This is a genomic window from Pseudomonas sp. FSL R10-2964 (genome assembly GCF_009600035.1).
GTDB classification, from domain to species: Bacteria; Pseudomonadota; Gammaproteobacteria; order Pseudomonadales; family Pseudomonadaceae; genus Aquipseudomonas; species Aquipseudomonas bubulae.
In genome coordinates this window covers 1-26,338 of the sequence record NZ_WIWH01000020.1, presented here as the reverse complement: position 1 = coordinate 26,338, position 26,338 = coordinate 1, and the positions used below count along the sequence as shown (strand labels likewise).

At 59.3% G+C, this 26,338-nt stretch carries 24 protein-coding genes and 4 tRNA genes; 21 read left to right on the top strand and 7 right to left on the bottom strand.

Features of this window, described 5'->3' with window-relative positions; all coding sequences use genetic code 11:
* The 13 genes from GHN92_RS13040 to GHN92_RS12985 all read left to right on the top strand — a co-directional run bounded on the left by GHN92_RS13040 (position 1) and on the right by GHN92_RS12985 (position 10,761).
* The gene (locus GHN92_RS13040; RefSeq protein WP_153380348.1) at positions 1-1,314 is read left to right on the top strand and encodes a cobyrinate a,c-diamide synthase; all 1,314 of its coding nucleotides are present in this window, start codon (positions 1-3) and stop codon (positions 1,312-1,314) included.
* Positions 1,311-1,961, top strand: coding sequence for a 5,6-dimethylbenzimidazole synthase (gene bluB / locus GHN92_RS13035; RefSeq protein WP_095003085.1), 651 nt, complete (start codon positions 1,311-1,313; stop codon positions 1,959-1,961). Before GHN92_RS13040 ends, bluB begins: the two co-directional genes overlap by 4 nt.
* Positions 1,958-2,866, top strand: coding sequence for an adenosylcobinamide-phosphate synthase CbiB (gene cbiB / locus GHN92_RS13030; protein WP_095019427.1), 909 nt, complete (start codon positions 1,958-1,960; stop codon positions 2,864-2,866). The genes bluB and cbiB overlap by 4 nt, the downstream gene beginning before the upstream one ends.
* Complete coding sequence (gene cobD / locus GHN92_RS13025; RefSeq protein WP_095003087.1) at positions 2,859-3,851, top strand: threonine-phosphate decarboxylase CobD; 993 nt, start codon at positions 2,859-2,861, stop codon at positions 3,849-3,851. The genes cbiB and cobD overlap by 8 nt, the downstream gene beginning before the upstream one ends.
* Positions 3,848-5,299, top strand: coding sequence for a cobyric acid synthase (locus tag GHN92_RS13020; protein WP_095019428.1), 1,452 nt, complete (start codon positions 3,848-3,850; stop codon positions 5,297-5,299). The genes cobD and GHN92_RS13020 overlap by 4 nt, the downstream gene beginning before the upstream one ends.
* Before the next feature lie 94 nt (positions 5,300-5,393).
* Positions 5,394-5,915 carry a bifunctional adenosylcobinamide kinase/adenosylcobinamide-phosphate guanylyltransferase gene (gene cobU, locus GHN92_RS13015; RefSeq protein ID WP_095003089.1) on the top strand — a complete coding sequence of 174 codons (522 nt, stop codon included), beginning with the start codon at positions 5,394-5,396 and terminating at the stop codon, positions 5,913-5,915.
* Entirely contained in the window at positions 5,912-6,967 is a 1,056-nt protein-coding gene (gene cobT / locus GHN92_RS13010; RefSeq protein ID WP_133144863.1) for a nicotinate-nucleotide--dimethylbenzimidazole phosphoribosyltransferase, read from the top strand. The genes cobU and cobT overlap by 4 nt, the downstream gene beginning before the upstream one ends.
* The gene (cobC, locus tag GHN92_RS13005; protein ID WP_133144864.1) at positions 6,964-7,542 is read left to right on the top strand and encodes an alpha-ribazole phosphatase family protein; all 579 of its coding nucleotides are present in this window, start codon (positions 6,964-6,966) and stop codon (positions 7,540-7,542) included. Before cobT ends, cobC begins: the two co-directional genes overlap by 4 nt.
* Positions 7,542-8,273: an adenosylcobinamide-GDP ribazoletransferase gene (locus tag GHN92_RS13000; protein WP_095027046.1), complete on the top strand. Its 732-nt coding sequence runs from the start codon at positions 7,542-7,544 to the stop codon at positions 8,271-8,273. The genes cobC and GHN92_RS13000 overlap by 1 nt, the downstream gene beginning before the upstream one ends.
* Positions 8,274-8,361: 88 nt before the next feature.
* Entirely contained in the window at positions 8,362-8,775 is a 414-nt protein-coding gene (locus tag GHN92_RS12995) for a MarR family winged helix-turn-helix transcriptional regulator (protein WP_095003093.1), read from the top strand.
* A gap of 52 nt (positions 8,776-8,827) precedes the next feature.
* Positions 8,828-10,036 carry an MFS transporter gene (locus tag GHN92_RS12990; RefSeq protein WP_095003094.1) on the top strand — a complete coding sequence of 403 codons (1,209 nt, stop codon included), beginning with the start codon at positions 8,828-8,830 and terminating at the stop codon, positions 10,034-10,036.
* On the top strand, positions 10,033-10,155 hold the full coding sequence (locus GHN92_RS24170; RefSeq protein WP_254925250.1) for a hypothetical protein: 123 nt from the start codon (positions 10,033-10,035) through the stop codon (positions 10,153-10,155). The genes GHN92_RS12990 and GHN92_RS24170 overlap by 4 nt, the downstream gene beginning before the upstream one ends.
* A 54-nt stretch (positions 10,156-10,209) precedes the next feature.
* A complete protein-coding gene (locus GHN92_RS12985) occupies positions 10,210-10,761 on the top strand; it encodes a glutathione peroxidase (RefSeq protein ID WP_165446506.1) in 552 nt (183 codons plus the stop codon).
* An 86-nt stretch (positions 10,762-10,847) separates the two neighbouring features.
* On the opposite strand, the gene GHN92_RS12980 is transcribed toward GHN92_RS12985, so the two are convergent.
* The 3 genes from GHN92_RS12980 to GHN92_RS12970 all read right to left on the bottom strand — a co-directional run bounded on the left by GHN92_RS12980 (position 10,848) and on the right by GHN92_RS12970 (position 13,266).
* Positions 10,848-12,149 carry an OmpP1/FadL family transporter gene (locus tag GHN92_RS12980; protein ID WP_095003096.1) on the bottom strand — a complete coding sequence of 434 codons (1,302 nt, stop codon included), beginning with the start codon at positions 12,147-12,149 and terminating at the stop codon, positions 10,848-10,850.
* A 146-nt stretch (positions 12,150-12,295) separates the two neighbouring features.
* Positions 12,296-12,775 carry a hypothetical protein gene (locus tag GHN92_RS12975; protein ID WP_095003097.1) on the bottom strand — a complete coding sequence of 160 codons (480 nt, stop codon included), beginning with the start codon at positions 12,773-12,775 and terminating at the stop codon, positions 12,296-12,298.
* 266 nt (positions 12,776-13,041) lie between these two features.
* Complete coding sequence (locus GHN92_RS12970; RefSeq protein WP_019407963.1) at positions 13,042-13,266, bottom strand: hypothetical protein; 225 nt, start codon at positions 13,264-13,266, stop codon at positions 13,042-13,044.
* Between the two features lie 972 nt (positions 13,267-14,238).
* Between GHN92_RS12970 and GHN92_RS12965 the strand changes: the two genes are divergently transcribed.
* Entirely contained in the window at positions 14,239-14,562 is a 324-nt protein-coding gene (locus GHN92_RS12965) for a hypothetical protein (protein ID WP_095003098.1), read from the top strand.
* A 172-nt stretch (positions 14,563-14,734) separates the two neighbouring features.
* A complete protein-coding gene (gene rmuC / locus GHN92_RS12960) occupies positions 14,735-16,099 on the top strand; it encodes a DNA recombination protein RmuC (protein ID WP_165446514.1) in 1,365 nt (454 codons plus the stop codon).
* Between the two features lie 115 nt (positions 16,100-16,214).
* On the opposite strand, the gene GHN92_RS12955 is transcribed toward rmuC, so the two are convergent.
* Positions 16,215-19,685, bottom strand: coding sequence for a PAS domain-containing hybrid sensor histidine kinase/response regulator (locus GHN92_RS12955; RefSeq protein WP_095003100.1), 3,471 nt, complete (start codon positions 19,683-19,685; stop codon positions 16,215-16,217).
* Positions 19,686-19,926: 241 nt separating this feature from the next.
* Here GHN92_RS12955 and GHN92_RS12950 point away from each other — a divergent pair, with 241 nt between their 5' ends.
* Together GHN92_RS12950 and GHN92_RS12945 are read left to right on the top strand one after the other, a co-directional pair.
* Entirely contained in the window at positions 19,927-21,078 is a 1,152-nt protein-coding gene (locus tag GHN92_RS12950) for a TDT family transporter (RefSeq protein ID WP_153380346.1), read from the top strand.
* A gap of 115 nt (positions 21,079-21,193) precedes the next feature.
* Positions 21,194-23,068, top strand: coding sequence for an MFS transporter (locus GHN92_RS12945; protein ID WP_095039251.1), 1,875 nt, complete (start codon positions 21,194-21,196; stop codon positions 23,066-23,068).
* Between the two features lie 96 nt (positions 23,069-23,164).
* On the opposite strand, the gene sugE is transcribed toward GHN92_RS12945, so the two are convergent.
* From sugE to rdgC, 3 genes are all read right to left on the bottom strand, one after another.
* The gene (gene sugE, locus GHN92_RS12940) at positions 23,165-23,479 is read right to left on the bottom strand and encodes a quaternary ammonium compound efflux SMR transporter SugE (protein ID WP_095003103.1); all 315 of its coding nucleotides are present in this window, start codon (positions 23,477-23,479) and stop codon (positions 23,165-23,167) included.
* A gap of 118 nt (positions 23,480-23,597) precedes the next feature.
* The gene (locus GHN92_RS12935) at positions 23,598-24,563 is read right to left on the bottom strand and encodes a bile acid:sodium symporter family protein (RefSeq protein ID WP_095003104.1); all 966 of its coding nucleotides are present in this window, start codon (positions 24,561-24,563) and stop codon (positions 23,598-23,600) included.
* A 133-nt stretch (positions 24,564-24,696) separates the two neighbouring features.
* Positions 24,697-25,617 carry a recombination-associated protein RdgC gene (gene rdgC, locus GHN92_RS12930; protein WP_133144866.1) on the bottom strand — a complete coding sequence of 307 codons (921 nt, stop codon included), beginning with the start codon at positions 25,615-25,617 and terminating at the stop codon, positions 24,697-24,699.
* A 160-nt stretch (positions 25,618-25,777) separates the two neighbouring features.
* On the opposite strand from rdgC, the gene GHN92_RS12925 reads away from it, so the two are divergent.
* The 4 genes from GHN92_RS12925 to GHN92_RS12910 all read left to right on the top strand — a co-directional run bounded on the left by GHN92_RS12925 (position 25,778) and on the right by GHN92_RS12910 (position 26,336).
* Positions 25,778-25,853 (top strand) — tRNA-Val (locus GHN92_RS12925).
* A 19-nt stretch (positions 25,854-25,872) separates the two neighbouring features.
* A tRNA-Asp gene (locus GHN92_RS12920) sits at positions 25,873-25,949 on the top strand.
* A 218-nt stretch (positions 25,950-26,167) separates the two neighbouring features.
* Positions 26,168-26,243: transfer RNA gene (locus GHN92_RS12915), tRNA-Val, on the top strand.
* A 19-nt stretch (positions 26,244-26,262) separates the two neighbouring features.
* Positions 26,263-26,336 (top strand) — tRNA-Asp (locus GHN92_RS12910).
* Positions 26,337-26,338 lie beyond the last annotated feature (2 nt).

The following is a 26,338-nucleotide window of genomic DNA, read 5'->3' as shown; positions in this document are numbered from 1 at the left end:
ATGAGAGCGTCACGTCATTGCCCGGCGGTGCTGATCGCCGCGCCGGCTTCCGGTCAGGGCAAGACCACGGTTACAGCGGCTTTGGCCCGGTTGCATCGCAATCAGGGGCGCAAGGTGCGGGTATTCAAGTGCGGCCCGGATTTTCTCGACCCCATGATCCTGGAGCGCGCCAGCGGTGCGCCGGTGTATCAGGTGGATTTGTGGATGGTGGGCGCCGAGGAAAGCCGTCGCCTGCTGTGGGAAGCCGCCGGTGAGGCGGACCTGATTTTGATTGAAGGTGTGATGGGGCTGTTTGACGGCACGCCTTCCAGCGCCGATCTGGCACGGCATTTTGGCGTGCCGGTGTTGGGGGTGATTGATGGCACTGCCATGGCCCAAACCTTTGGTGCGCTGGCCCTTGGTTTGGCGCGCTATCAGCCGGATCTGCCGTTTGCCGGGGTGCTGGCCAATCGAGTTGGCACCGTACGCCATGCACAGTTGCTCGAAGGCAGCCTGACCGAAGGCTTGCGCTGGTACGGCGCGCTGTCCCGCGAAACCGGCATCGAACTGCCAAGCCGTCATCTGGGACTGGTGCAGGCCAGCGAGCTGAATGATCTGGATGCGCGCCTGGATGCGGCGGCCAATGCCCTGGCCAGCACCTGTGAGGTAGCGCTGCCACCGCCGGTTGAATTCGCTGCGCCTGAGCCGGTGGCCGTCGAGCCGCTGCTGGCAGGTGTGCGAATTGCCGTGGCCCGCGACGAAGCCTTTGCCTTCACTTATGGCGCCAACCTCGCGTTATTACGTGATATGGGCGCCGAACTGCTGTTTTTCTCACCGATCCGTGACAGTCAGCTGCCTGAAGCAGACAGCCTGTATTTGCCCGGTGGTTACCCTGAACTGCATCACCTTGAGCTGTCGCGCAACGTGCCGATGCTCATGGCGATTCGCGCACACCACAGGGCCGGTAAACCGCTGCTGGCCGAGTGCGGTGGCATGCTTTACCTGCTCGATGCCCTGACCGATGTCGAGGGCCAGCGCGCCGAACTGGTTGGCTTGCTGGCAGGGGAGGCGACGATGCAAAAGCGCCTGGCTGCCCTGGCGCTGCAAGCTGTGGACATGCCTGAAGGGCTGTTGCGCGGCCACACCTACCACCACTCGCTGACCAGTACCGAACTTGAGCCTGTTGCTCGCGGCCTGAGCCCCAATGGCGGGCGCGGCGCCGAAGCGGTGTATCGCGAAGGGCGAATGACCGCTTCTTATGTACACTTTTACTTCCCGTCCAATCCTCAGGCCATTGCCGCGTTGTTTGCGCCATGTGCCGTGAAGGTGCCATGAGCGATAACGCATTCAGCCCGCAAGAACGCGCCGCCGTGTACCGCGCCATCGCCGAGCGTCGTGATATGCGCCACTTCAGTGGTGGCACTGTGGCACCCGAGTTGTTGTCGCGTTTGCTGGAAGCGGCGCATCAAGCCCCGAGCGTGGGCTTGATGCAGCCGTGGCGGTTTATCCGCATCACTGACCGCGAGCTGCGCGGCAAGATCCAGGGTCTGGTGGAAGAAGAGCGGGTACGCACCGCGGATGCCCTGGGCCAGCGCTCCGATGAATTCATGACGCTCAAGGTCGAAGGTATCAACGATTGCGCCGAGGTGCTGGTGGCTGCGTTGATGGATGACCGCGAAAAGCACATTTTTGGTCGCCGTACGCTGCCGGAAATGGACATGGCGTCCTTGTCCTGTGCCATTCAAAACCTGTGGCTGGCGGCCCGGGTCGAAGGGCTGGGCATGGGCTGGGTGTCATTGTTCGAACCGCAGGCACTGGCTGATCTGCTGGGGTTGCCTGCCGGGGCCAAGCCGCTCGCTGTACTGTGCCTGGGCCCGGTCGAGGCGTTTTATCCGGCGCCGATGCTGGTCCTGGAAGGGTGGGCGCAAGCGCGTCCGCTCAGTGAACTGGTGTACGAGAATTATTGGGGAGTGAGTCCATGAGTGTGGCGTTGCTGTGCGTTGCCGGGGTGGCGCTGGATGCGTTGCTCGGCGAGCCCAAACGCTGGCATCCGCTGGTTGCCTTTGGCCGTATGGCCGAGCGTATTGAGCAGCGTTTCAATTCCGGCGGCCGTGGCTGGCGCAGTCATGGTGTCACGGCCTGGGTACTGGCAGTGCTGCCGCTGACGATCCTGGCCACGGCCCTGTCCTGGCTGCCTTATATTGGCTGGCTGGTGGACATTGCGGCGCTGTATTGCGCACTGGGCATGCGCAGCCTCGGTGAGCACGTACAACCAGTAGCCGAGGCATTGCGCGCCAATAACCTGGATGAGGCGCGCACGCGGGTGGGTTATCTGGTCAGCCGTCAGACCAGTGAGCTGGATTCTACCGAAGTGGCCCGTGCCGCCACCGAGTCGGTGCTGGAAAACGGCAGCGATGCGGTATTTGCCGCGATTTTCTGGTTTGTGGTCGCGGGTGCGCCAGGGGTGGTGCTCTATCGTTTGAGTAATACCCTGGATGCCATGTGGGGCTATCGCAACGAACGCTTTGAGCGTTTTGGCTGGGCTGCGGCGCGGATCGACGATGTTCTTAACTATATTCCTGCAAGGTTGGTTGCGTTGACCTATGCCGCTTTGGGTAAAACCCGACTGGCCCTGAAGAGCTGGCGCAAGCAGGCACCGCTGTGGGACAGCCCCAATGCCGGCCCGGTCATGGCTGCTGGTGCCGGAGCGCTGGGTGTTGAGTTGGGTGGCCCGGCGATTTATCACGGCGAACTGCATGAGCGCCCGCAATTGGGCGAAGGTGCACCGGCAGACGCCGAGTCGATCGGCCGTGGCTGGCAACTGGTGCAGCGTGGCGTATGGCTGTGGCTGCTGATCCTGTGTGTCTGGAGTGAATTCTATGCTTGAGCACGGTGGGCGTTTGCGCAAGGCGGCGTTGCACTACGGCATTGCCGAGGCGGACTGGCTGGACCTGTCCACCGGCCTGGCGCCCTGGCCCTTTGCAATCCCCCAGGTGCCCGAACGCGCCTGGGCGCGCTTGCCTGAGGCCGATGACGGCCTTGAGCAAGCGGCCTGCGCCTATTACGGCGCGCCGCATGTGCTGGCGGTACCGGGTTCACAGTGTGCCATTCAGTTGCTGCCGCGTTTGCGCCGTAGCGGCAAGGTTGGCGTGCTGTCGCCGTGTTACGCCGAGCATGCCCATGCGTGGCGGCGCAGCGGGCATATCGTGCGGGAAATCATGGAGCAGGAAATCGACTTCTACATCGACACACTGGATGTGCTGGTGGTGGTCAACCCCAACAATCCCACGGGCTTGAGTCTGACCCCGGAACGCCTGCTGGAGTGGCATGCGCGGCTGATGCAGCGCGGCGGCTGGCTGGTGGTGGACGAAGCCTTTATGGACAACACGCCGCAACTGAGCCTGGCCGCGCATACCCAGCGTACCGGGTTGATCGTATTGCGCTCTTTCGGCAAGTTTTTTGGCCTGGCGGGCGTTCGGCTGGGTTTTGTGCTGGCTGAACTCAAGTTACTCAAGTTGCTGGCCGAGCAAGTCGGTCCCTGGGCGGTCAGCGGCCCGACGCGGATTGTCGGCCAGGCCTGCCTGCTCGACTCCGAGGCCCAAGCTCGTCAGCGCGAACGCAGCGAACTGGCCAGCGGGCGTCTGGAACGTCTGTTGGGCTTGCATGATCTGCCGCCGCAAGGGGGCTGTGCGCTGTTCCAGTGGTTGATCACCTCCCATGCCGATAGCCTTTACGAGTTTATGGCGCACCGCGGCATTTTGCTGCGCCTGTTTACCCACAACAGCAGCGTGCGTTTTGGCCTGCCAGCCGAAGAAGCTGACTGGCTGCGCCTGGAGCAGGCTCTGGCGGCGTACACCAAGGAATCCTTATGAGCACGTTGATGGTGCAGGGCACCACGTCCGATGCCGGTAAAAGCACCCTGGTGACGGCCCTGTGCCGCTGGCTGACCCGTCAGGGCGTGGCGGTGGTGCCGTTCAAACCACAAAATATGGCGCTCAACAGTGCCGTGACTGCCGAAGGCGGTGAAATCGGTCGCGCCCAGGCAGTACAGGCACAGGCAGCCGGGCTGGCACCGCACACGGACATGAACCCGGTGCTGCTCAAGCCCAATAGCGACACCGGAGCCCAGGTAATCATTCATGGTCGTGCTGTCACCAGCATGAATGCCGTGGCGTATCACGATTACAAGGCCATCGCCATGCAGGCCGTTCTGGCCTCGCACCAGCGTTTGAGTGCGGCGTACCCGGTGGTGATGGTAGAAGGCGCCGGTTCGCCGGCCGAGATCAATCTACGGGCCGGTGATATCGCCAACATGGGCTTTGCCGAGGCGGTGGACTGCCCGGTGGTGCTGATCGCCGATATCAATCGTGGTGGCGTGTTTGCTCATCTGGTCGGTACTCTGGAATTGCTCTCGGACACCGAGCAGGCGCGGGTCAAGGGCTTTATCATCAACCGCTTTCGCGGCGATATTGCGCTGCTCCAGCCCGGCCTCGACTGGCTGGAGCAGCGCACCGGCAAACCGGTGATCGGTGTGCTGCCCTATGTGATGGACTTGCACCTCGAGGCCGAAGACGGCATCGACCAGCGCCAGACCGACAAGGCCGACCAGGTGCTCAAGGTGGTGGTGCCGGTGCTGCCGCGCATCAGCAACCACACCGACTTCGACCCGCTGCGCCTGCACCCGCAAGTGGACTTGCAGTTTGTCGGGCCGGGGCAGCCTATCCCGCCTGCCGACCTGATCATCCTGCCCGGTTCCAAAAGCGTGCGCAGTGATCTGGCCTATTTACGCGCCAATGGCTGGGACACGGTCATCAGCCGTCACTTGCGCTATGGCGGCAAGCTGCTGGGGATTTGCGGCGGTTTGCAGATGCTTGGTGAGCAGGTGCACGACCCGCTGGGCCTTGAAGGCACTGCGGGCAGCAGTGCCGGGCTGGGCTTGCTGGCATTCAGTACCGAACTGGCTGCCGAAAAACAGTTACGCAATGTGCGCGGGCACCTGGCCCTGGAAAACGCCGAGGTCATGGGTTACGAAATCCACGCGGGCGTGACGACGGGGGCTGCTCTGGAGCAACCGGCAGTGCATCTGGATGACGGACGCCGTGAGGGTGCACAAAGCGCGGACGGGCAGATTCTCGGTACTTACCTGCATGGCCTGTTCGAATCCCCTGCCGCTTGCAGCGCGTTGTTGCGCTGGGCCGGTTTGCAGGATGTGCAGGCCGTGGACTACCACGCCCTGCGCGAGCGGGATATCGAGCGGCTGGCGGATCTGGTGGAAAACCACCTGGATACGGCGTACTTGCGCGAACTGTGCGGAATTTGAATCGTGTGGGAGCGAGCCTGCTCGCGAACAATGCCACTTCGCGAGCAGGCTCTCTGCCACAGTGGACTTGCCGCATTTCCAGAGGTTAATTGACATGCTGCAACTGATTTTGGGTGGCGCCCGTTCGGGCAAGAGCCGTCTGGCTGAAAAGCTCGCGGCCGAGTCTGGCTGTGCTGTTACCTATATCGCCACCAGCCAGCCGCTGGACGGCGAGATGAATGAGCGCGTGCGCCATCATCGCGAACGCCGCCCTGAACATTGGGCGCTGATTGAAGAACCGGTCGAATTGGCCCGCGTACTGCGCGACAACGCGCGCGCCGATGCTTGCCTGCTGGTTGATTGCCTGACGCTATGGCTGACCAACCTGCTGATGCTTGAAGACCTTCAGCGCCTGAACGCCGAGCGTGATGCGCTGCTGGAATGCCTGGCTGAGCTGCCGGGCGAAATCCTGTTTGTCAGCAACGAAACCGGAATGGGTGTCGTACCGCTGGGCGAATTGACTCGCCGCTATGTCGATGAAGCCGGTTGGTTGCATCAAGCCCTGGCCGAGCGCTGTCAGCGAGTCGTGTTGACAGTGGCTGGCCTGCCCCTGACGTTGAAAGGAACTGCACTATGAGCACCCCCTGGTGGCTGAAGCCCTGCAAACCCGTTGATCGTGACATGCAAGCTGCTGCGGGCGAGCATCAGCAACAACTGACCAAACCCGCGGGCTCGCTAGGTCAACTTGAGGCGCTGGCAGTGCAACTGGCCGGGTTGCAAGGGCGGCTCAAGCCCCGTGTCGATCAACTTTGGATCGGCATTTTCGCCGGCGATCACGGCGTGGTTGCCGAGGGTGTCTCGGCTTATCCGCAGGCGGTGACCGGGCAAATGCTGCATAACTTTGTCAGCGGCGGCGCGGCGATCAGCGTGTTGGCCCGTCAGTTGGGTGCGCAACTGGATGTCGTGGACCTGGGTACGGTCACGCCGATGCTGGAGCTGGCCGGGGTGCGGCACCTGCAGTTGGGTGCGGGTACGGCCAATTTCGTCCAGGCCCCGGCGATGTCTGACAGCCAAGGTTTGAGAGCCCTGCAGGCCGGGCGCGACAGCGTGCTGCGGGCGCAGGCGGCAGGCAGTGAAGTGTTTATTGGCGGTGAAATGGGCATCGGTAACACGGCGTCCGCGAGTGCGGTGGCCAGTGCGTTGCTCGCTTGTCCGGCTTCACTGTTGACCGGGCCGGGTACTGGCCTGGATGCGGCGGGAGTGAGCCACAAGGCACGGGTGATTGAGCGGGCGCTGGCGTTTCACGAGGGGCATCTCGATGATCCGCTGCAGACCCTGTTTCGTCTGGGTGGCTTTGAAATTGCAGCCCTGGTCGGTGCTTATGTGGCCTGCGCTCAGGAGGGGATTGTAGCGGTGGTCGATGGCTTTATCTGCACCGTTGCGGCCATGGTCACCGTGCGCCTGAATCCACAGTGTCGTGAGTGGCTGGTGTTCAGCCATCGCGGGGCAGAGCAGGGCCATCGTCATGTGCTCGAGAGCCTGCAGGCCGAGCCACTGCTTGATCTGGGATTGCGCCTGGGCGAGGGCAGTGGTGCTGCGCTGGCGGTGCCGTTGATGCGTCTGGCCTGCGACCTGCACGGGCAGATGGCGACGTTTGCCCAAGCCGCAGTGGCAGATCGCCCGGCATGACCGTACAGCTGGATTTGCTGCGTCATGGCGAAACCGAGCTGGGAGGCGGTTTGCGCGGCAGCCTGGACGACGCCTTGACGGCTCTGGGCTGGACGCAAATGCGTGATGCGGTCCAGGGCAAAGGGCCGTGGGATCGTATCGTCAGCTCGCCGTTGCAGCGTTGTGCATTGTTTGCCCGGGAGTTGAGCGTGCAGCTCGATATTCCCGTGTCTTTCGACAAAGATCTGCAAGAGCTGCATTTTGGTGCGTGGGAAGGGCGCAGTGCTGCGGCGCTGATGGAAACCGACGAGCAGGCCCTGGGCTTGTTCTGGGCTGACCCCTATGCTTTTACTCCGCCCGAGGGTGAGCCAGTGCTGGCGTTTTCGGCGCGCGTGCTGTCTGCCGTCAACCGTTTGCAGCAGCAGTTCGCCGGTGAGCGGCTGCTCGTGGTGTGCCATGGCGGGGTGATGAAACTGTTGCTGGGCCGGGCCCGTGGCTTGCCCCGTGAGCATCTGTTGCAAGTGCCTGTGGGCCACGGCGCGCTCATTGGTTTGCGGGTCGGTGCGGATGATCAGTTGCTCGAGGTCGGCGAGTGATGTTGCCGTTCTGGATTGCCCTGCAGTTTTTAAGCAGCTTGCCGATTCGCTTGCCCGGGATGCCCCAGCCTCAAGAACTGGGGCGCTCTTTGTTGTTTTACCCACTGGTGGGATTGTTGTTCGGCCTGCTGCTGTACGGCGTTAGCGGGCTGCTGTCCGATGCGCCGTTGATGTTGCACGCCGCCTTGTTGCTGACCCTTTGGGTGTTGCTCAGTGGCGGTTTGCACCTGGACGGCCTGGCTGATAGTGCAGATGCCTGGTTAGGCGGTTTTGGTGATCGTGAGCGTACGCTGACCATCATGAAAGACCCGCGCAGCGGGCCGATTGCGGTGGTTGTGTTGATTCTGGTGCTGTTGCTCAAGTTTTGCGCGCTGCTGGCGTTGCTTGAGCACGGCAACGGTACTGCCTTGCTGATTGTCCCTTTGATCGGGCGCAGTGCTTTGCTGGCAGTATTCCTGACTACGCCCTATGTGCGCGCGGGTGGATTGGGGCAGGCGCTGGCTGATCATCTGCCACGCAAGGCAGGCTGGTGGGTGCTGGGGCTTAGTGCCCTGGTTTGTGTACTGTTGGCCGGTTATTCTGGGTGGTTGGCGCTTGGCCTGGCAGCGCTGGGGTTCGTTTGGTTGCGCAGGGTGATGATCCGTCGTTTGGGCGGCACTACCGGTGATACCGCCGGGGCGCTGCTGGAACTGCTCGAAGTGCTGGTGCTGGTAGGATTGGCGCTGATCTGACGGTGAACGTGCCCGCTCCCACAAAAAACCGGGCGGGTGGCGTTACATAAATCTTGATTGTCTTTTATTGCGGGTATATACATACAAAATGTTACCAACCCAGTGTTTATGTACCAATCTGCGACGTGCTGCACGTGGCGTGAGCAGGCACTACGACGGCGCTCTCGATGGCTTCGGGATCAACGTCGCCCAGTATTCCTTGCTGTGCAATCTCAAGCGGCTCGATCAACCGAGCATTTCCACCCTGGCAGAAGCCATGGGGCTGGATCGCAGTACCTTGGGGCGTAATGTGCGGGTGCTTGAGGGCGCCGGGTTGCTGAAGATGACTGAGGGCGCAGACCAGCGTAACCGGCTGGTGTGCCTGACTCGGGCAGGTGAGGACTGCCTTGCGGCTGCCTTGCCGGCCTGGGAGGCCGCCCAGCAGCGCTTGATGGACCGTTTGGGCGAAACCAGGCGTGCGCAGCTGTTGCAACTGTTGGATGAGCTGGCGGGTAAAGACTGATACTCAGTCGTTTGACTTTAAATGGGTATATACCCGCTTCCGGAGAATAATAATGACAACGGTGTGGCGCAACAGCGCTTGGGTTCTTCTTGGCAGTGCGCTCATTCTGGCATTGTCGTTGGGTGTCAGGCATGGCTTCGGGTTGTTTCTGCCGCCCATGAGCGCGCAGTTTGGCTGGGGGCGTGAGGTGTTTGCATTTGCCATCGCCCTGCAAAATCTGATCTGGGGCTTGGCACAGCCCTTTACCGGGGCGTTGGCTGATCGCTTTGGCGCGGCGAAAGTGGTGATCGTTGGCGGCGTGCTGTATGCCGTAGGGCTGTTGCTGATGGGGTTGGCGGATTCACCGCTGTCGCTGTCGTTGAGTGCGGGGTTGCTGATCGGTATCGGCCTGTCGGGCACATCGTTCTCGGTAATTCTGGGGGTGGTTGGCCGTGCCCTGCCTGCAGAAAAACGCAGCATGGGCATGGGCATCGCCAGTGCCGCAGGGTCTTTCGGTCAATTTGCCATGTTACCCGGCACCCTGGGCCTTATTGGCTGGCTCGGCTGGTCGACGGCGCTTTTGGTGTTGGGCGTACTGGTAGCGATGATTGTGCCATTAGTGGGCATGCTCAAGGATCGTCCGCTGCCAAGCCTGGGCGGTGAGCAAACCCTCAGGGAGGCCCTGCGTGAGGCCTGCTCGCATTCGGGCTTCTGGCTGCTGGCGTTGGGTTTTTTTGTTTGCGGCTTTCAGGTGGTGTTTATCGGTGTCCACCTGCCAGCCTATCTGGTGGATCAGCATTTGCCGGCGACAGTTGGCACCACGGTGCTGGCGCTGATCGGTCTGTTTAATATCTTCGGTACTTACACGGCTGGCTGGCTCGGCGGGCGCATGTCCAAGCCGCGCTTGCTGACGGCCTTGTACCTGGCGCGGGCGGTAGTGATCGTATTGTTTTTGTGGGCGCCGATCACACAACTCAGCGCTTACCTGTTTGGCATGGCCATGGGCTTTTTGTGGTTGTCGACGGTACCGCTGACCAATGGCACGGTGGCGACCCTGTTTGGCGTGCGTAACCTGTCGATGCTGGGCGGGATCGTATTTCTCTTCCATCAGCTGGGGGCTTTTCTGGGCGGCTGGCTGGGTGGCGTGGTCTATGATCAGACCGGCAGCTATGATCTGATCTGGCAAGTCTCGATTTTGTTGAGCCTGTTGGCGGCTGCCTTGAACTGGCCCGTGCGCGAGCGCCCGGTGGCCCGTTTGCAGGCGCAAGGGAGTTTAGGATGAGTGCAAGCTGGATCTGGTTGGGTGCAGTCAGTGCCGGTGCCTTGTTGCTGGCTCTTGTCTGGTGGGGCTGGCATCAGGGTGGGCTGGCCTTGATGCAGTTGGGTATGGGTGCTTGCTAGTGTAGCGGCGGATGAGTAAGTTCTGAGCTTGCCTCTTTCTCAAGGACACCGATGATGCTTAAGCGCTGGATTGCGATGCCTGTATTGCTGTTGGCCTGCGCCGGTTCGGTCTGGGCGGCGGATTGCCCGCCTTTACTGGAGGGCTCGTTGCCCAAGTTGCGGGCCAAGGAATCGATTGATCTGTGCCAGCGCTTTGCCGGTAAACCGCTGTTGATCGTCAATACCGCGAGTTTTTGCGGATTTGCTCCGCAGTTCAAGGGGCTTGAGGCGTTGAACCAGCGCTACAAGGGCCAGGGGCTGGAGCTGATCGGCGTGCCTTCAGACGACTTCAAGCAAGAGGCCAAGGATGGTGAGGAGACGGCCAAGGTCTGCTACGTCAACTATGGCGTGACGTTCACCATGATCGATCCGCAGCATGTGCGGGGGCCTGATGCCGCGCACCTGTTCAAGGTACTGGCCGAGCAGAGCAATGCGCCGAAGTGGAACTTCTACAAGTATGTGGTGGATCGCCAGGGCAATGTGATTGCCAGCTTCTCCAGTTTAACCAAGCCCGACAGTCCTGAATTGATCGAGGCCATCGACAAGGCCATTGCTTCAAGGCCCTGAATCGCAGCCATTAAAAATCCCCGCCTCGGCAACGAGAGCGGGGATTTTTTTGATTCAGCTGGCGAGGGGATTAGCCTCGCGGAGAATCAGAACTTGTAGGTTGCACCTACAGCAAAACCGTTTGCACTGTTTTCATATTTGGAGCTGTAGTAACTACCGATCTGAGGTTTGGCGTCATCAACCTTGACGGACTCTTCCTTGAGGTAGGAATAAGCCACGTCAATGTTCAGGTTGTCATTGACGGCATAACCGGCACCCAAGCTGAAAATTGTACGGTCGCCGGTAGGGATACGTGGCGAGCGATTTTCATTGTTGGTAGGCGACTGGTCCCAGGTCAGACCGGTACGCAGTACCCACTGCTTGTTCAACTGGTACGAAGTACCGATGGCGTATGCCCAGGTATCGTGCCAGTTCTGCTCTTCCTTGATGGTGCTGAACAGTGCGGGCGATGCGGCGCCGCCGGCAGCGGCGGTTACGCCTTCGTTCTCTACGGTGATGTCTTTCAAGCGGCTCCAGCGAGTCCAGGTAGTACCTGCATAAACCTTCCACGCGTCATTGATTTCTTGTGTAACCGACAGGTCCCAGGACTCAGGGGTGTCGATTTTCAGCGAGGCGTCATAACGGTTGCTTTTCAGGCGGGCAGCCGTGAACGGGTCGCTGCTGGCCGTGACGTTAGTGTGGCCTTCGAGCTTGTATTTAACCTTGGAGTGGTAAGTCAAACCAACGCGAGTGGTATCGGTAGCCTGTACCAATACACCAACGTTAAAGCCCAGAGCGGTATCGTCGCCCTTGATTTTTACATTGCTGTCGCCTGCCCCGGCCAGTGGGTTCGGGGTCAGTCTGACTTCGGACTCGAGTGTACCGGCGATGCGGTTAATGGTCGGGCCAAAGCCGATCGATACCTTGTCGTTGAATGCATAGCTGACGGTAGGTTGCAGGGTTACAACTTTTACTTCGCTTTTGCTGCCGAAGCCGCGGCCCTGGAAGCTGCTTTCGTAGTCGGTCACAAGGCCGAACGGAGCATAAACACCGAAGCCTACGGCCCACTCGTCATTGAGCTTGTTGGTGTAAAAGCCCATAGGGACGGCAGTAAATGGAACCATGTCGCCTTTATTGGTACCCGAGATGCTGCCACGGGCATCCTTGATATCGGTCGAAGCATCAATAACAGCGATACCGCCTGTTACTTGCTGGCCGCTGAGGCGGGACATACCGGCAGGGTTACCGAAAACGGTACTTGCATCGTCGGCAGAAGATGAACGACCTGCGAAACCGGTCCCCATACCGCTGACGCTTTGTTCGTTGAGTGCGAAGCCGCTAGCGAAAATCTGGCTGGAAGCCAAAGTGACGGCGAGGCCAAGTGTGGTCTTGAGCATTACTTTTTTCATTATTAGAACTCCTTATGATCACCGGACGAAAACTACCAACATTTTTGTGGTTGCGCTATAGGCTAAATCGAAGAAGATAGCGATGTTTTGTAGGACAATCCGACCGGTTTTAAATCATTTACACGTTGTTATAGTAGGTGGGAATCTCAAGCAATCTGGTTGAGAGGTGAGACGCAGCTGTGCCAGGCGTGGGCAAAATCGCGCAAACGTCCATGTGGTTCAAAGGCTTGGCGCCAGATCCTTGCCATGCCCAATAAATCGTCAGCCGCGGGGACAACGACTTTGTGTTGCTCTATCAACAGCCAGGCAATGGCGGTGGCGTAGCGCAAATTAACCGTGAGCTCGATATGAGGGCTGCACAAAAACGCATGCTGACTGGCCAGCCCGCGAACCAGGCTCGCCAGATCCGGGTCGTGGGCCAGGTATTGGTCCCACAGGTCCGCATGGCGTATCTCACGTATGCAATAAAGGCCGTGACCGTGGCGATCGTGCAGGGCCGAGCCCAGGTGCGACTGGCTGGCCGCAATACCTAGCAACAAAGCTTCTGCATCCGGGTTGTCTTGCCCCAGATACAGAAGCGTTGGCCGGATCACGTAATGGCTCAACTCTCTGGCAGCGATACCCATAAAGTCCTCGAGGCCTGAAAATGACCAGCGAGGCCCATGCGCTTGGCAGCAGTGGATCGGAAGGGGTCGCTGGAAGCGGATCATGCCGCTTGAGTTGAAGTGTAGTGTCAGATTCTCGCTGTAAAGTTATGTTTTTAAAACATTTAAAGCTTCGGTCAGCGGGCTATATATCCGCAAGTAATTAAACAATGCCGGATATTTCTTAAAGTGCAGGCAATAAAAAGCCCTGCTAATCAGGCAGGGCTTGATGTGTAGCGCTCAAGCTATCAGGCAATCAGGGCCTGACGGGTACGCTCGATCACAGCTTGCAGAGGTTCTGCGCTGGAATACTGGTCGGGGTACAGGCGTTCGCTGTGACGGGCAATACCGTGTTCGTTGACCAGGGTGAAACTGAAGCATCCTTTGCGAGCGGCCATAATCAGGCAGTTCATTGGGGCAAAGGCGTTGGTTAGGGTGCGAATGGCATCCTGAGTATGGATTTGAGTAGACATAGTTATTAGGTGTTCCTACAAATGACACGGAATCTGATCCGTGCTGCGTTAAAACGTTCCAGTGACGTCGAGCCATTCTTTGGCTGGACGAAGAACCTGACTGGAACAAAGCCGCCAGTTGGAGCGCATTAAGTATGTGGCGCTTGGGCTGGCAGGTAGGTACTTAGGAGGGCAGGCAGTCACAACAGGAGCTAAGGTTCCGTGCTCCGGGTGAAGATCCTGATCAATTTGCAGGTTGGTTCGGTCAGAGTAAAAGAACTTCGCGATACCCTGTGCGTTTGTGCAGAGGCCGTATCGTCGCAAGATTTACCTGGAAACCATCGAGGGGGTCGATCCCGTTTGTTCAGCTTACGTTCGCTTTTTGCGAGGTGCTGGAGGGATTTGTTCGGCCCGAATTGACTTTCAGCTTGGTACTAACGCTGCGGATACTAACGGGTTGAATTTTTAAACGCAAGTATGCTAGCAAAAATACTTTATGTGGCCATGCCGCAACCTCAGGTTGGCGTGTGGCGCTGACTAGTACATTTCAGCGGTTTCGCCAGTAGCGCGGTGTGTGTGTTCTGTCGGCAACAAGCCCCTTGAATGAAGCGCCGCAGCGGTGCGTCAGCGTGCAAGCCGTGCCCGGTAAAGGCCCGGTTTTTTGCTCTGAATGTGAGCTTGTGCACATTAACAGTGCTGGTGGCAAAATCAGCGCAGATACCCGTGTTTTGCTCTTGCTAGCCTGCCTTGTAAATTTAAGTCAATGAAAAACATCGTTTTTTTTAATTGGTGAAAAAATCGACAGTTTGACCTGAGGCCGCGCGGGGTGGGCGTTTGCGGGGGTTAAAGCAAGGTTGTCCACTGACTTATCCACAGGATCTGTGGATTGTCCAAAGCGCTTGCTCTAGATCAAGGGTATCGACTTTTTTGGGCTTTACCCGGACGAAAAAAGGAGTAGAGTGGCGCGCCTTCTGTTCTGCCCTACAGTGTCGTATGAAGTTCCGCACCGCTACTTCCTCTGTTGCTCGTCCCAATACATCCACTGAAGCACCCAAACGCTTTTCTTTGCGGGTCGCGATCTGGCTGCTGGATAACCCGCGCCTGAGCGCCAGCCCCAGCGTCAAACACGTTGCCGGTCATTTGCTCAAGCAACCTGCCCGCCAGGGCGTGGTGCTGGCGCAAAGCCGTTTGGGCCAGTTGATGTGCCGTGAATGCGGCAGCGCCCGCGATCAGCGCATTGGCCACGAACTGTTGCGTCAGGCCGCTCGCGCCGGTGATCGTCTGGCCCAGCAGGAATTGAACAAGACCCAAGACTGAGCTGTCTTCGGCGCGGCCTGTTGGTTAACCTTGTTCTTTTACCTCGTGCGGAGGGTTTATGGCCCTGGATCTAAGCAGTCTGTTGCTTGGCCTGGCAGCAGCGGGCGTGCCGTTGCTGGCGTTAATCTGGCAGTTGCAACGCAAACTCGGCAGCCATCCCGCTGAGCTGGCGTTGCTCAACGAGCGTTTGAATACGGCGCAGTTGGCCCAGGAAGGTCTGGGCGCCCAGCTGGATGCCTGTCGCGACGAGGTCAGTGACCTGGGTCAGGCCAATGCCGCCAAGCAGGCCGAGCTGGCAGCATTGAGCCGCGAAGTAGAGCTCTTGCAGGTGGAGCGCGACAATGGGCGCGACGCCGCCCATGCCTGGAACCTGGAGCGCAACCAGAAAGAAGTCGAACTGCGGCGCCTGGATGCCCATGCGTCTGGGCTGGCTGCAGAGTTGCGTGAACAGCAAGACAGCCATCAGCAACGACTGAACGACCTGCAGGGTTCCCGGGACGAGCTGCGGGCCCAGTTTGCCGAGCTGGCGGGCAAGATCTTTGATGAGCGCGAGCAGCGTTTCGCCGAAACCAGCAATGAGCGCCTCGGGCAGTTGCTCGATCCGCTTAAAGAACGCATTCAGTCGTTTGAAAAGCGCGTCGAAGAAAGCTATCAGCAGGAATCGCGGGAGCGCTTTTCCCTCGGCAAAGAACTGGAGCGCCTGCAACAGTTGAATTTGCGCCTGAGCGATGAGGCGACCAACCTGACTCGCGCCCTCAAAGGCCAGAAGACCCAGGGTAACTGGGGTGAGTTGATTCTGGAGCGGGTGCTGGAGCACGCGGGGCTTGAGAAGGGCCGCGAGTACCAGACTCAGGTCAGCCTCAAGGGGCCGGACGGAGAGCGTTTCCAGCCAGACGTGTTGATCATGTTGCCCGGTGACAAGCAGGTGGTGGTCGACTCCAAGGTCAGCCTGACGGCTTATCAGCAATATGTGGGGGCTGACGACGACGTGATCGGGCAGGCGGCGCTCAAGCAGCATGTGCTATCGCTGCGCAATCATGTGAAAGGGTTGGCCAGCAAGGACTACAAGCGTCTGGAGGGGTTGCACAGCCTGGATTTCGTGTTGTTGTTCGTGCCCATCGAAGCGGCTTTTTCGGCGGCGTTGCAGGCCGAGCCCAACTTGTTTCAGGAAGCATTTGACCGTCATATCGTGATCGTCAGCCCAACCACGCTGCTGGCCACCTTGCGGGTAATCGACAGCCTCTGGAAACAAGAGCGCCAAGGCCAGAACGCCCGCGAAATTGCCGAGCGTGCCGGTTGGCTGTACGACAAGTTTGTTTTGTTTATTCAGGATCTGGATGAAGTGGGCAATCGCCTGCAGCAGTTGGACAAGGCCTACAGCTCAGCTCGCAATAAGCTGACGGAAGGCCGCGGCAATCTGGTCAGCCGCAGCGAACAGCTCAAGCTGCTGGGGGCCCGGGCCAGCAAGAGCCTGCCAGCCGACCTGCTGGAGCGGGCCATGACCGACGAAGAGGGTGTCGCCCACCCGGCGGAATAAGCGGTGTGCATGGCTTTGTGGGGGGGGGGGCTTGCTGCGATGGCATCAACCAGGCTCTGCAAGTAAACCGAGTTGGCACTATCGCGAGCAAGCCCGCTCCCACAAGGGCGCTCAGCTAGAGCGGCACATGCCTGCTCAGCAGCGCCCGCAGCACGGCGGGCTTGACCGGCTTGGGCAGATACTCAAGACCGGCCGCATGCACCTCGGCGATCATCTCGGGGCGGCCATCGGCGCTGATGACCACGCCCGGTACAGGCTCGCCCAACTGGGCTCTTAGCCAGCGCATCAGCTCTGTCCCGACCTCGCCATCATCCAGATGGTAATCAACCAGTACCAACTGCGGCCGCACGCCTTCATTAAGCAACGCCGCGCATTCTTCGCGGTTGCGCGCTGTCCAGACCTGGCAGCCCCAGCGTGTCAGCAGGCTTTGCATGCCGATCAGGATGCTGTCTTCATTGTCGATACACAGCACTCGGGCGCCTGTTAGCGGTTGGCCATTCTGCTCGGCGACCACCGGCTGCGGTGCGGCCTGGCTCTTTGCCATCGGCACGCGCACGCTGAATACGCTGCCAAAGCCGGGCCATGAGCGCACTTGCAGGCTGTGCCCAAGTACGTGGCACAAGCCGTCGGCGATGGCCAGGCCCAGGCCCAGGCCTTTTTCGGCGCGGGTCTGGTGGCTGTCGAGGCGTTTGAACTCTTCAAAAATGACCTGCAGTTTGTCTTCCGGGATGCCCGGGCCACGGTCCCACACCTCAAGGCATAGCTCACTGCCGCGTCGGCGTACGCCCAGCAATACCGGGCCCTTGGCGTAGCGGAAGGCATTGGTGAGGAAATTTTGCAGGATCCGGCGCAGCAGTTTGATATCACTGTTGACCCGCACGCGGCTACCGTGAACCCGGAAGCTCAGGCCCTGTTCCTGGGCCTGTGCAGTGAACTCATTGCCCAGGGTTTCGAACAGGTCATTTATGGCAAAAGGCTTGATGTCGGGCGTGATCTTGCCGTTTTCCAGGCGGGAAATATCCAGCAGGTCGCTGATCAGGTCTTCAGCCGAACGCAGTGAGCTGTCCAGATGCTGCACCAGCTTGCGGGCTTCGGCGCTCAAGCCTTCCTCTTGATGAGAAAGAGCAGACGAGAACAGGCGTGCCGCGTTCATGGGCTGCATCAGGTCATGGCTGACTGCTGCCAGAAAACGGGTTTTCGACTGGCTGGCTGTTTCAGCCACGCCTTTGGCTTCGGTTAACGCCTGATTCAACTGCGACAGTTCAAAGGTGCGCTCGGCAACACGTTGCTCCAGGCCTTCATTGGCTTCGGTCAGGGCCTGTTCAGCTTCGCGGAACGCGGTGATGTCGGTGAAGCTCATGACGAAACCGCCGCCGGGCATCGGATTGCCGATCAGCTCGATGACGCGGCCATTGGGGAACAGGCGCTCGGAGGTATGCGCCCGACCCTGACGCATCCAGTGCAGGCGCCGGGCCACATGCACTTCGGCTTCGCCGGGGCCGCACAGGCCACGTTCAGCGTTGTGGCGGATAATGTCAGCAATCGGGCGCCCCACGCTGATCAACCCCTCCGGGTAGTCGAACAATTCCAGATAACGTCGGTTCCAGGCCACCAGCTTAAGTGACTGGTCGACCACGCTGATGCCCTGGGTGATGTTTTCAATGGCGCCCTGGAGCAAGGCGCGGTTGAACTGCAGTACTTCGGACGCTTCGTCGGCAATCCGCACCACGTCTTCCAGCTGCATTTCCCGGCCTTCAATCGCCGCTTTTACTACCGCACGGGTAGAGGACGCGCCGAGCACACCGGCCAGTAGCCGTTCGGTGTGGGCGATCCATTCGCCATTGGCGTTCTGGTTAGGGTTAAAGCCCTTGCCCTGACGGTAGGCGAAGCGAATAAAGCTCTGGTGCGCGCGTTCTTCGCCGACAAAGCGTGCGGCGAGGGCCAGCAGGTCATTGATCTGTACCGACAGCATCGAACGACCGCTGGGGTGGCTGCTCAGCTCCTGGCCGATAAAACGTCCGGCCTGCCAGTGTTCTGACACGCGGGTTCGCGACAGCACCGAAACCCAGGCAAACAGGGTGAAGTTGCCTGCCAGTGACAGCACCACACCCTGTGTCAGCGGGGTGATCGAAAGGCCCAGCGGGTTACTGTGCAGCCACGCCAGCCCAGGGAAGTGGCTCAGGTGCCAGCCAAAGCTGTGGGCGATGATCGGCAGTACCAGGGTGTAAAACCAGATAAAGGTGCCTGTCGCCAGTCCGGCGAAAACCCCCCGGCGGTTGGCCTGCTTCCAGTACAGGGCGCCGAGCATGGCCGGCGCCAGTTGGGTGACGGCAGCGAAGGCAATCTGGCCAATGGTGGCCAGGCTGGCGGTCGAACCCAGCAGGCGGTAGCTGACATAGGCCAGCAGCAGAATCACCACAATCGACACGCGCCGCACCGAAAGCATCCAGTGGCGGAACACCTCGAACGGGCGCTCGGCGTTTTTGTGGCGCAACAGCCATGGCAGCAGCATGTCGTTGGAAACCATGGTCGACAGCGCCACGCTGGCCACGATGACCATGCCGGTGGCCGCCGATGCACCGCCGATAAAAGCCAGCAAGGCCAGCGCCGGGTGGGCCTGGGCCAGGGGCAGGCTGATCACGAATGAATCCGGTAATACCGAGCTTGGCAGCAACATTTGCCCGGCCAGGGCGATGGGCACTACAAACAGCCCGGCCAGAATCAGATAGGCCGGGAACACCCATTTGGCCAGTTGCAGGTCCTGGGGTTCGATGTTTTCCACCACGGTAACGTGGAACTGACGGGGCAGGCAGATAATCGCCATCATGGCCACGCCAGTCTGGACGATCATCGAGGGCCAATTGACGGTTTCTTTCCAGTACTCCTCAAGCCGCGGTGCGAGCATGGCTTGATTGAACAGATCGTCGAAGCCGTCATACAGCCCATAGGTTACGAAAGCGCCGACGGCGAGAAAGGCGAACAGCTTGACCAGCGACTCAAAGGCAATCGCCAGCACCATGCCGCGGTGGTGCTCGGTGGCATCGAGGTTGCGGGTACCGAAGAGGATGGTGAACAGCGCCAGCACCAGGGTCACGATCAGCGCCGTGTCCTCGACCCTCGAGCCGGTTGCATCGGCGCCGGCGCCGATCAGCAGGTTGACCCCCAGCACAATGCCTTTGAGCTGCAGGGCGATATAGGGCAGTACGCCCACCAAGCAGATCAATGCCACCACAATGGCCAATGACTGGGACTTGCCGTAGCGGGCGGCAATAAAGTCGGCAATCGAGGTGATGTTCTCCTGTTTGCTGATCATCACCATCTTTTGCAGCACCCAGGGCGCGCATACCAGCAGCAGTACCGGCCCCAGGTAAATCGGCAGGAATGCCCAGAGTTGTTCGGCGGCCTGACCAACGGCGCCGAAGAACGTCCAACTGGTGCAGTACACCGCCAGCGACAAGCTATACACCCACGCGCGAACCCGCGGCGGCAGTGGTTTGCTGCGCCGGTCACCATAAAAGGCAATGGCAAACATAATGGCCATATAGGCCAGGGCAACGGCGGCAATCAGCCCGCTGGACAACGACATGGACGCTCCTGAAGGTATAAGGCCGCAAGCAATCCCGCTTGAGACAGCTAGTCTCGCATGATGTTCGGAGCGCGTCAGTGTCGACCATGGTCTGAGCGCGGCCTGGTGTCGCAGGGTTTGAAGTTGGTCGATATGATCTTATATAGGTGTAGTAGATAACAGTTAGAGAAATTACCCGTTATATAGATATTCGATTTGGTTCTACTCTAATTGCACCTCAAACGAGGCTCAGGAGGAACCCATGACTTGCCCAAACAAAGCCAAAGCCGCTTTTCGGCCATTTAGCCACTTGCAGCACCCCCGCGAAGTGATCCGCCAGTTCACCCCGAACTGGTTTGCCGCGACCATGGGTACGGGGGTTTTGGCCTTGGCCCTGGCTCAATTACCGGTGCATATTCCCGGTGTACATGCCTTTGCCGAAGGGTTGTGGTTGTTCAATATCGGTCTGTTTATTCTATTCAGCGTGCTTTATGGCGCGCGCTGGATGTTGTATTTCGACGAGGCGCAGCGCATTTTCGGGCACTCCACAGTGTCGATGTTCTTTGGCACCATCCCCATGGGCCTGGCCACCATCATCAACGGCTTTCTGGTGTTCGGCGTGCCGCGCTGGGGTGACGGCATGGTGCAGGTGGCCGAAGTGCTGTGGTGGATCGATGTGGCCATGGCGCTGGGCTGTGGCGTGCTGATCCCCTACCTGATGTTTACCCGTCAGGATCACAGCATCGACCAGATGACTGCTGTCTGGCTGCTGCCGGTGGTGGCCGCTGAGGTTGCGGCAGCCAGTGGCGGTCTCTTGGCACCGTATCTGAGCGATACCGTCACGCAGTTTCATGTGCTGATTACCAGCTATGTACTGTGGGCGTTTTCGGTGCCGGTGGCATTCAGCATCCTGACCATTTTGATCCTGCGCATGGCGCTGCATAAACTGCCCCACGAGAGCATGGCTGCATCCAGCTGGCTGGCGTTAGGCCCTATCGGTACGGGTGCACTGGGCCTGCTGTTGCTGGGTGCCGATGCCCCGGAAATTTTTGCGGCCAATGGCCTGGCACGAATCGGTGAGATTGTCGAAGGCCTGGGCCTGATCAGCGGGGTGATTCTGTGGGGTGTGGGCTTGTGGTGGATTGTGATGGCGGCATTGATCACTATTCGCTACTTCCGCTCGGGCATCCCGTTCAACCTGGGCTGGTGGGGCTTCACCTTCCCGCTGGGGGTGTACTCGCTGGCCACCCTGCGCCTGGGCAGCATGCTGCACCTGAGCTTCTTTGATGTGGCCGGTTGTGTGTTGGTACTGGCGCTGGCCCTGATGTGGCTGCTGGTCGGCAAGCGCACCGTACAAGGCGCCTATCACGGCGAGTTGTTTGTCTCGCCCTGCATTGCCGGGTTGAAGAAGTAAAACGTACCCTCGGGTTCTGTGCACCTATGCACAGAACCCGAGCAAGGTTGTGCCCTGAGTGTTACAACGGCCCTCCAAAGAGAAAGCCCTTCAGCGCAACGTGAGTACATGGATGATGAGTCACCCCTCGCAATTCAGCTTGCTAGGCAAGCGCCGCTTCCTGCCTTTTTTCGTGACCCAGGCCCTGGGCGCGCTCAATGACAACCTGTTCAAGCAATCGCTGATTCTGGCCATCCTTTATAAGCTCAATATCGAAGGTGACCGGGGTATCTGGGTCAATCTGTGCGCGTTGCTGTTTATCGTGCCTTTTTTCCTGTTCTCGGCCCTGGCCGGTCAGTTTGGTGAAAAGTACGCCAAGGACCGTCTGATTCGTCTGATTAAGCTGGGCGAAATCGCCATCATGGTGGTTGCAGCCATTGGCTTTGCATTCGACCACCTGGCATTGATGCTGGTCGCATTGTTCGCGATGGGCACCCATTCGGCGCTGTTCGGCCCGGTCAAGTACTCGATACTGCCGCAGACCCTGCGGCCAGAAGAGCTGGTGGGTGGTAATGGCCTGGTGGAAATGGGCACTTTTCTGGCGATTCTGGCGGGCACCATTGGCGCCGGGATCATGCTGTCCTCCGGCAATTACACGGTTATCGTTTCGCTGGTGATTATCGCGGTCGCAGTGCTGGGGTACCTGGCCAGTCGCGCCATTCCGTCTGCGCCGGCAGATACGCCGCAGTTGCGGCTGAACTGGAATATTTTCAGCGAATCCTGGGCCACTCTGCGCCTGGGTCTGAATCAGACGCCTGCGGTATCCCGTTCCGTGGTGGGCAATTCGTGGTTCTGGTTTGTTGGTGCGATCTACCTGACGCAGATCCCGGCCTACGCCAAGGACTGGCTGTCTGGCGACGAGACCGTTGTGACGTTGATCCTTACAGTGTTCTCAGTGGGTATCGCACTGGGGTCGTTGTTGTGCGAGAAACTGTCGGGGCGCAAGGTCGAAATTGGGCTGGTGCCCTTTGGTTCGTTTGGCCTGACCGTATTTGGCCTGTTGCTGTGGTGGCATTCGGGGCTGATGCCGCAAAACATCCAGGCCAACGACTGGCTGGGCGTACTGGGTTTCAGCCAGGCCTGGTGGGTGCTGCTGGATATTCTTGGACTCGGCGTGTTTGGCGGCTTCTATATAGTGCCGTTGTATGCGCTGATCCAGTCGCGCACCTCGGAGAGCGAGCGGGCGCGGGTGATCGCGGCCAACAATATCCTCAATGCGCTGTTTATGGTGGTGTCGGCACTGGTCACCATCCTGTTGCTCAGCGTGGCCGGGCTGACGATCCCCGAGTTGTTTCTGGTGGTGTCGTTGATGAATATTGCGGTCAACGCCTACATCTTCAAAATCGTGCCTGAATTCAGCATGCGCTTCTTGATCTGGCTGCTTGGCCATTCCATGTACCGCGTGCAGCACAAGCACCTGGAGCTGATCCCCGATGAGGGGGCAGCGTTGTTGGTGTGCAACCATGTCTCATATGTCGATGCATTATTGATAGGCGGCGCAGTGCGTCGTCCGATTCGCTTTGTCATGTATTACAAAATTTACGATTTGCCGGTTCTGAACTTTATCTTCCGTACTGCGGGGACTATTCCCATTGCCGGTCGGGGGGAAGATGAAGCAATCCATGATCAGGCATTCGACAGGATTGCTCGCTATCTGGCTGACGGCGAACTGGTGTGCATCTTCCCTGAGGGCAAGCTCACCACGGACGGACAGATCGACGAGTTCAAGGCGGGGGTGATGCGGATTCTGGAGCGCACGCCGGTGCCGGTGATTCCGATGGCGTTGCAGGGGCTGTGGGGCAGTTTTTTCAGTCGCGATCCGCACAAGGGCTTTTTCCATCGCCTATGGTCGCGGGTGACGCTGGTTGCCGGTGCGCCGATAGCGGCTGATGAGGCTACGCAAAAGCTGTTGCGTGAGCGGGTGATGGCGTTGCGCGGGGCTGTGCAGTAAATCAAAAACACTGTGGGAGCGAGCCTGCTCGCGAAGGGGGACTTGAATACCAGGTCGGCCCAATCGCGAGCAAGCCCGCTCCCACAGTTTTTCGTGCTATGTGCTGACTTTAAGGCCCACCAGGCCGGCAATGATCAGTGCAACACTGGCCAGCCGGAACAACGCCATGGATTCACCAAACAGGATGATCCCGGCAATCACAGTGCCCACCGCGCCAACGCCCGTCCAGATTGCGTAGGCAGTGCCCAGCGGCAGTTCTTTCATGGCCAGACCCAGCAAGCCAAGGCTGATGATCATGGCGCCTACAGTCAGGGCCGTCGGCAACGGGCGGCTGAAACCGTCGGTGTACTTAAGGCCTACAGCCCAGCCAACTTCAAACAGGCCGGCGAAAAACAGAATGATCCAGGACATGGTCTTCTCCATCAACTGATGGGGTCGTCCCCGGAATAATCACTCGATGAGTCGCGAGGTCGTCCTCGCAGTGCGCAGTATATTGCACATGATTATTCCCACAGGCAACCCCGATTTTTCACTCAATAGCAGCCTTGGCTGCTGCCAGGCGATCTTCTTTTTCGCTCATGCGCCGGAAATAGGTCGACAGCAGCGCCCCCGAAATATTGTGCCAAACGCTGAACAGCGCACTGGGCACGGCCGCCAACGGCGAGAAGTGGGCGCTGGCCAGAGCCGCGCCCAGCCCCGAGTTCTGCATGCCGACTTCCAGGGCCAGGGATTTACGCTGGGCCAGGGGCAATTTGAACAGACGGCCGGTAAAGTAACCGAGCAAATAGCCGAAACTATTATGCAGTATCACCACGGCCATAATCAGCAAGCCGGACTTGGCGATTTGCGCCTGACTGGCCGCCACCACGGCGGCGACGATAATCACGATGCTGACCACTGACACCAGCGGCAGCACATCGACGGCAAAGCGCACCCGTGCGCCAAGCAGGCGCTGTGCCAGTACGCCGAGCACAATCGGTAGCAACACAACCTGCAGGATCGACCAGAACAGCTCCATAAACGAAACCGGCAGCCAGGCCGACGCCAGCAGCCAGATCAGGGCCGGGGTCAACAAGGGGGCGAGGAGGGTGGTCACGGCGGCAATCGCCACCGACAGCGCCAGATCGCCCCGGGCCAGCCAGGTCATGACATTGGACGAGGTACCGCTTGGGCAGCAACCGACCAGGATCACCCCAACGGCGATTTCCGGTGGCAGGTGGAACACCTGGCAAAGCAACCACGCCACGCCGGGCATGATCACGAAATGTGCAACCACACCCAGCGCCACACGCCAGGGGTGACGGGCGACTTCGGCGAAGTCATCGAGTTTGAGGGTCAGGCCCATGCCGAACATCACCACGCCAAGCAGCGGCACGATGTAGCCTTTAAGGCCAACAAACCAGGCTGGCTCAAGAAACGCCAGCACGGCAAAAATCAGAACCCAGTAAGCAAAGGTATTACCGACAAAGCGGCTTAAGGCAGCAAGTGCGCGCATGGTGGTCCTTATTGTGGTTGTTCTGGTGGATATGATTGTGGGAGCGAGCCTGCTCGCGAAGATCTCGTGAGCGCCGTGGCGCTACTTTCGCGAGCAGGCTCGCTCCCACAAAAAAAACGATTGCAGCGGGTGTTTAGATGCCCTGTGGGATCTCTTCGCCGCCCAGTGCTTCAAACAGCTGTGGCAAGAACTCGCCGAAGGTCAGCATCATCAGGGTGAAGCTGGCGTCCTGCTGGCCCAGATCGTCATCACCGCCGTCCTGTTCGGCCTGGTCTTGCAGCAGGTCTTCGAATTTCAGGCGTTTGACCACCAGTTTGTCGTCCAGTACGAACGACAGTTTGTCCTGCCAGGCCAGCGACAGCTGGGTTACGACTTTGCCAGTGCTCAAGTGCAGCTGGATTTCGTCGCTGGTCAGGTCCTGGCGTTTGCAGCGGATGATGCCGCCATCTTCATGGGTGTCGCGCAGCTCGCATTCGTCGAGGACAAAGAAGTTGTCGGCGGCTTTCTGGGTCTTGACCCATTCCGTCATCACCGCACTTGGTGCAACCTTGACTGCCAGTGGGCGAACCGGCAGCGAGCCGATCACTTCACGCAGGGTGGACAGTAAATCCTCGGCGCGTTTCGGGCTGGAGGCGTTAACCAGGATCAGGCCCTGTTTTGGCGCGATGGCGGCAAAGGTGGCGGAGCGGCGGATAAAGGCGCGGGGCAGAAACGCCTGGATGATTTCATCCTTGAGCTGATCGCGTTCCTTTTTGTAGACCTTGCGCATTTGCTCGGCCTCGATCTCTTCGACCTTCTCCTTTAATGCATCACGCACCACACTGCTCGGCAGGATGCGCTCTTCTTTGCGGGCGGCAATCAGCAGGAATTCCTGGCTGACGTGAACCAGCGGGGCGTCTTCGCCTTTGCCGAACGGGGCAACGAAACCGTAGGTGGCTACTTCCTGGCTTGAACACGGGCGGGCCAGTTTGGTGGCCAGTGCAGTTTCCAGCACCTGTGCATCAAATGGCAGATCTTGGGTCAGGCGATAGATAAGCAGGTTTTTGAACCACATGGGGTGAATCACTCCTATATACAAAGACGCATTATTCGCTTGATAACCTTAATAGGCCAACCCTGCGCTAAGCCTTTGTAGTGCTTGGGAAAATTATTTTAAAAAGTACTTGCCAGACTATAAGTCGCTCCGTAGAATGCGCGCCACACCGAGAGTGAAAGGGTGATTAGCTCAGCTGGGAGAGCATCTGCCTTACAAGCAGAGGGTCGGCGGTTCGATCCCGTCATCACCCACCATTCGCTCACAGTGTTACGCGCAGCGGTAGTTCAGTCGGTTAGAATACCGGCCTGTCACGCCGGGGGTCGCGGGTTCGAGTCCCGTCCGCTGCGCCATTTTTGTTGCCATAAGCCCCTTGAACGCTTGTGGTTGGGATAAGCCTGATAAATGCAGGTTTACCCGAAAGGCTTCGGTTTGGCAGTTCGCTGCGAAATCAAAGATGCAGGGCGATGGAAACGGATGTTTTTACAAGGCTTTGAAAAAAGCCAAATAAAAACAACCACTTACACAAATAGTGTGAGAGAATGCGCCCCGCAACGAAAGCGAAGTACAAGGGTGATTAGCTCAGCTGGGAGAGCATCTGCCTTACAAGCAGAGGGTCGGCGGTTCGATCCCGTCATCACCCACCACTTGCTTTCAATGTTACGCGCAGCGGTAGTTCAGTCGGTTAGAATACCGGCCTGTCACGCCGGGGGTCGCGGGTTCGAGTCCCGTCCGCTGCGCC

Bases quoted from the DNA above. Each gene is read 5' to 3' on its own strand.
- GHN92_RS13040 (WP_153380348.1), top strand. From the start codon at position 1: ATGAGAGCGTCACGTCATTGCCCGGCGGTGCTGATCGCCGCGCCGGCT.
- bluB (WP_095003085.1), top strand. From the start codon at position 1,311: ATGAGCGATAACGCATTCAGCCCGCAAGAACGCGCCGCCGTGTACCGC.
- cbiB (WP_095019427.1), top strand. From the start codon at position 1,958: ATGAGTGTGGCGTTGCTGTGCGTTGCCGGGGTGGCGCTGGATGCGTTG.
- cobD (WP_095003087.1), top strand. From the start codon at position 2,859: ATGCTTGAGCACGGTGGGCGTTTGCGCAAGGCGGCGTTGCACTACGGC.
- GHN92_RS13020 (WP_095019428.1), top strand. From the start codon at position 3,848: ATGAGCACGTTGATGGTGCAGGGCACCACGTCCGATGCCGGTAAAAGC.
- cobU (WP_095003089.1), top strand. From the start codon at position 5,394: ATGCTGCAACTGATTTTGGGTGGCGCCCGTTCGGGCAAGAGCCGTCTG.
- cobT (WP_133144863.1), top strand. From the start codon at position 5,912: ATGAGCACCCCCTGGTGGCTGAAGCCCTGCAAACCCGTTGATCGTGAC.
- cobC (WP_133144864.1), top strand. From the start codon at position 6,964: ATGACCGTACAGCTGGATTTGCTGCGTCATGGCGAAACCGAGCTGGGA.
- GHN92_RS13000 (WP_095027046.1), top strand. From the start codon at position 7,542: ATGTTGCCGTTCTGGATTGCCCTGCAGTTTTTAAGCAGCTTGCCGATT.
- GHN92_RS12995 (WP_095003093.1), top strand. From the start codon at position 8,362: ATGTTACCAACCCAGTGTTTATGTACCAATCTGCGACGTGCTGCACGT.
- GHN92_RS12990 (WP_095003094.1), top strand. From the start codon at position 8,828: ATGACAACGGTGTGGCGCAACAGCGCTTGGGTTCTTCTTGGCAGTGCG.
- GHN92_RS24170 (WP_254925250.1), top strand. From the start codon at position 10,033: ATGAGTGCAAGCTGGATCTGGTTGGGTGCAGTCAGTGCCGGTGCCTTG.
- GHN92_RS12985 (WP_165446506.1), top strand. From the start codon at position 10,210: ATGCTTAAGCGCTGGATTGCGATGCCTGTATTGCTGTTGGCCTGCGCC.
- GHN92_RS12980 (WP_095003096.1), bottom strand. From the start codon at position 12,149: ATGAAAAAAGTAATGCTCAAGACCACACTTGGCCTCGCCGTCACTTTG.
- GHN92_RS12975 (WP_095003097.1), bottom strand. From the start codon at position 12,775: ATGGGTATCGCTGCCAGAGAGTTGAGCCATTACGTGATCCGGCCAACG.
- GHN92_RS12970 (WP_019407963.1), bottom strand. From the start codon at position 13,266: ATGTCTACTCAAATCCATACTCAGGATGCCATTCGCACCCTAACCAAC.
- GHN92_RS12965 (WP_095003098.1), top strand. From the start codon at position 14,239: ATGAAGTTCCGCACCGCTACTTCCTCTGTTGCTCGTCCCAATACATCC.
- GHN92_RS12955 (WP_095003100.1), bottom strand. From the start codon at position 19,685: ATGTCGTTGTCCAGCGGGCTGATTGCCGCCGTTGCCCTGGCCTATATG.
- GHN92_RS12950 (WP_153380346.1), top strand. From the start codon at position 19,927: ATGACTTGCCCAAACAAAGCCAAAGCCGCTTTTCGGCCATTTAGCCAC.
- GHN92_RS12945 (WP_095039251.1), top strand. From the start codon at position 21,194: ATGAGTCACCCCTCGCAATTCAGCTTGCTAGGCAAGCGCCGCTTCCTG.
- sugE (WP_095003103.1), bottom strand. From the start codon at position 23,479: ATGTCCTGGATCATTCTGTTTTTCGCCGGCCTGTTTGAAGTTGGCTGG.
- GHN92_RS12935 (WP_095003104.1), bottom strand. From the start codon at position 24,563: ATGCGCGCACTTGCTGCCTTAAGCCGCTTTGTCGGTAATACCTTTGCT.
- rdgC (WP_133144866.1), bottom strand. From the start codon at position 25,617: ATGTGGTTCAAAAACCTGCTTATCTATCGCCTGACCCAAGATCTGCCA.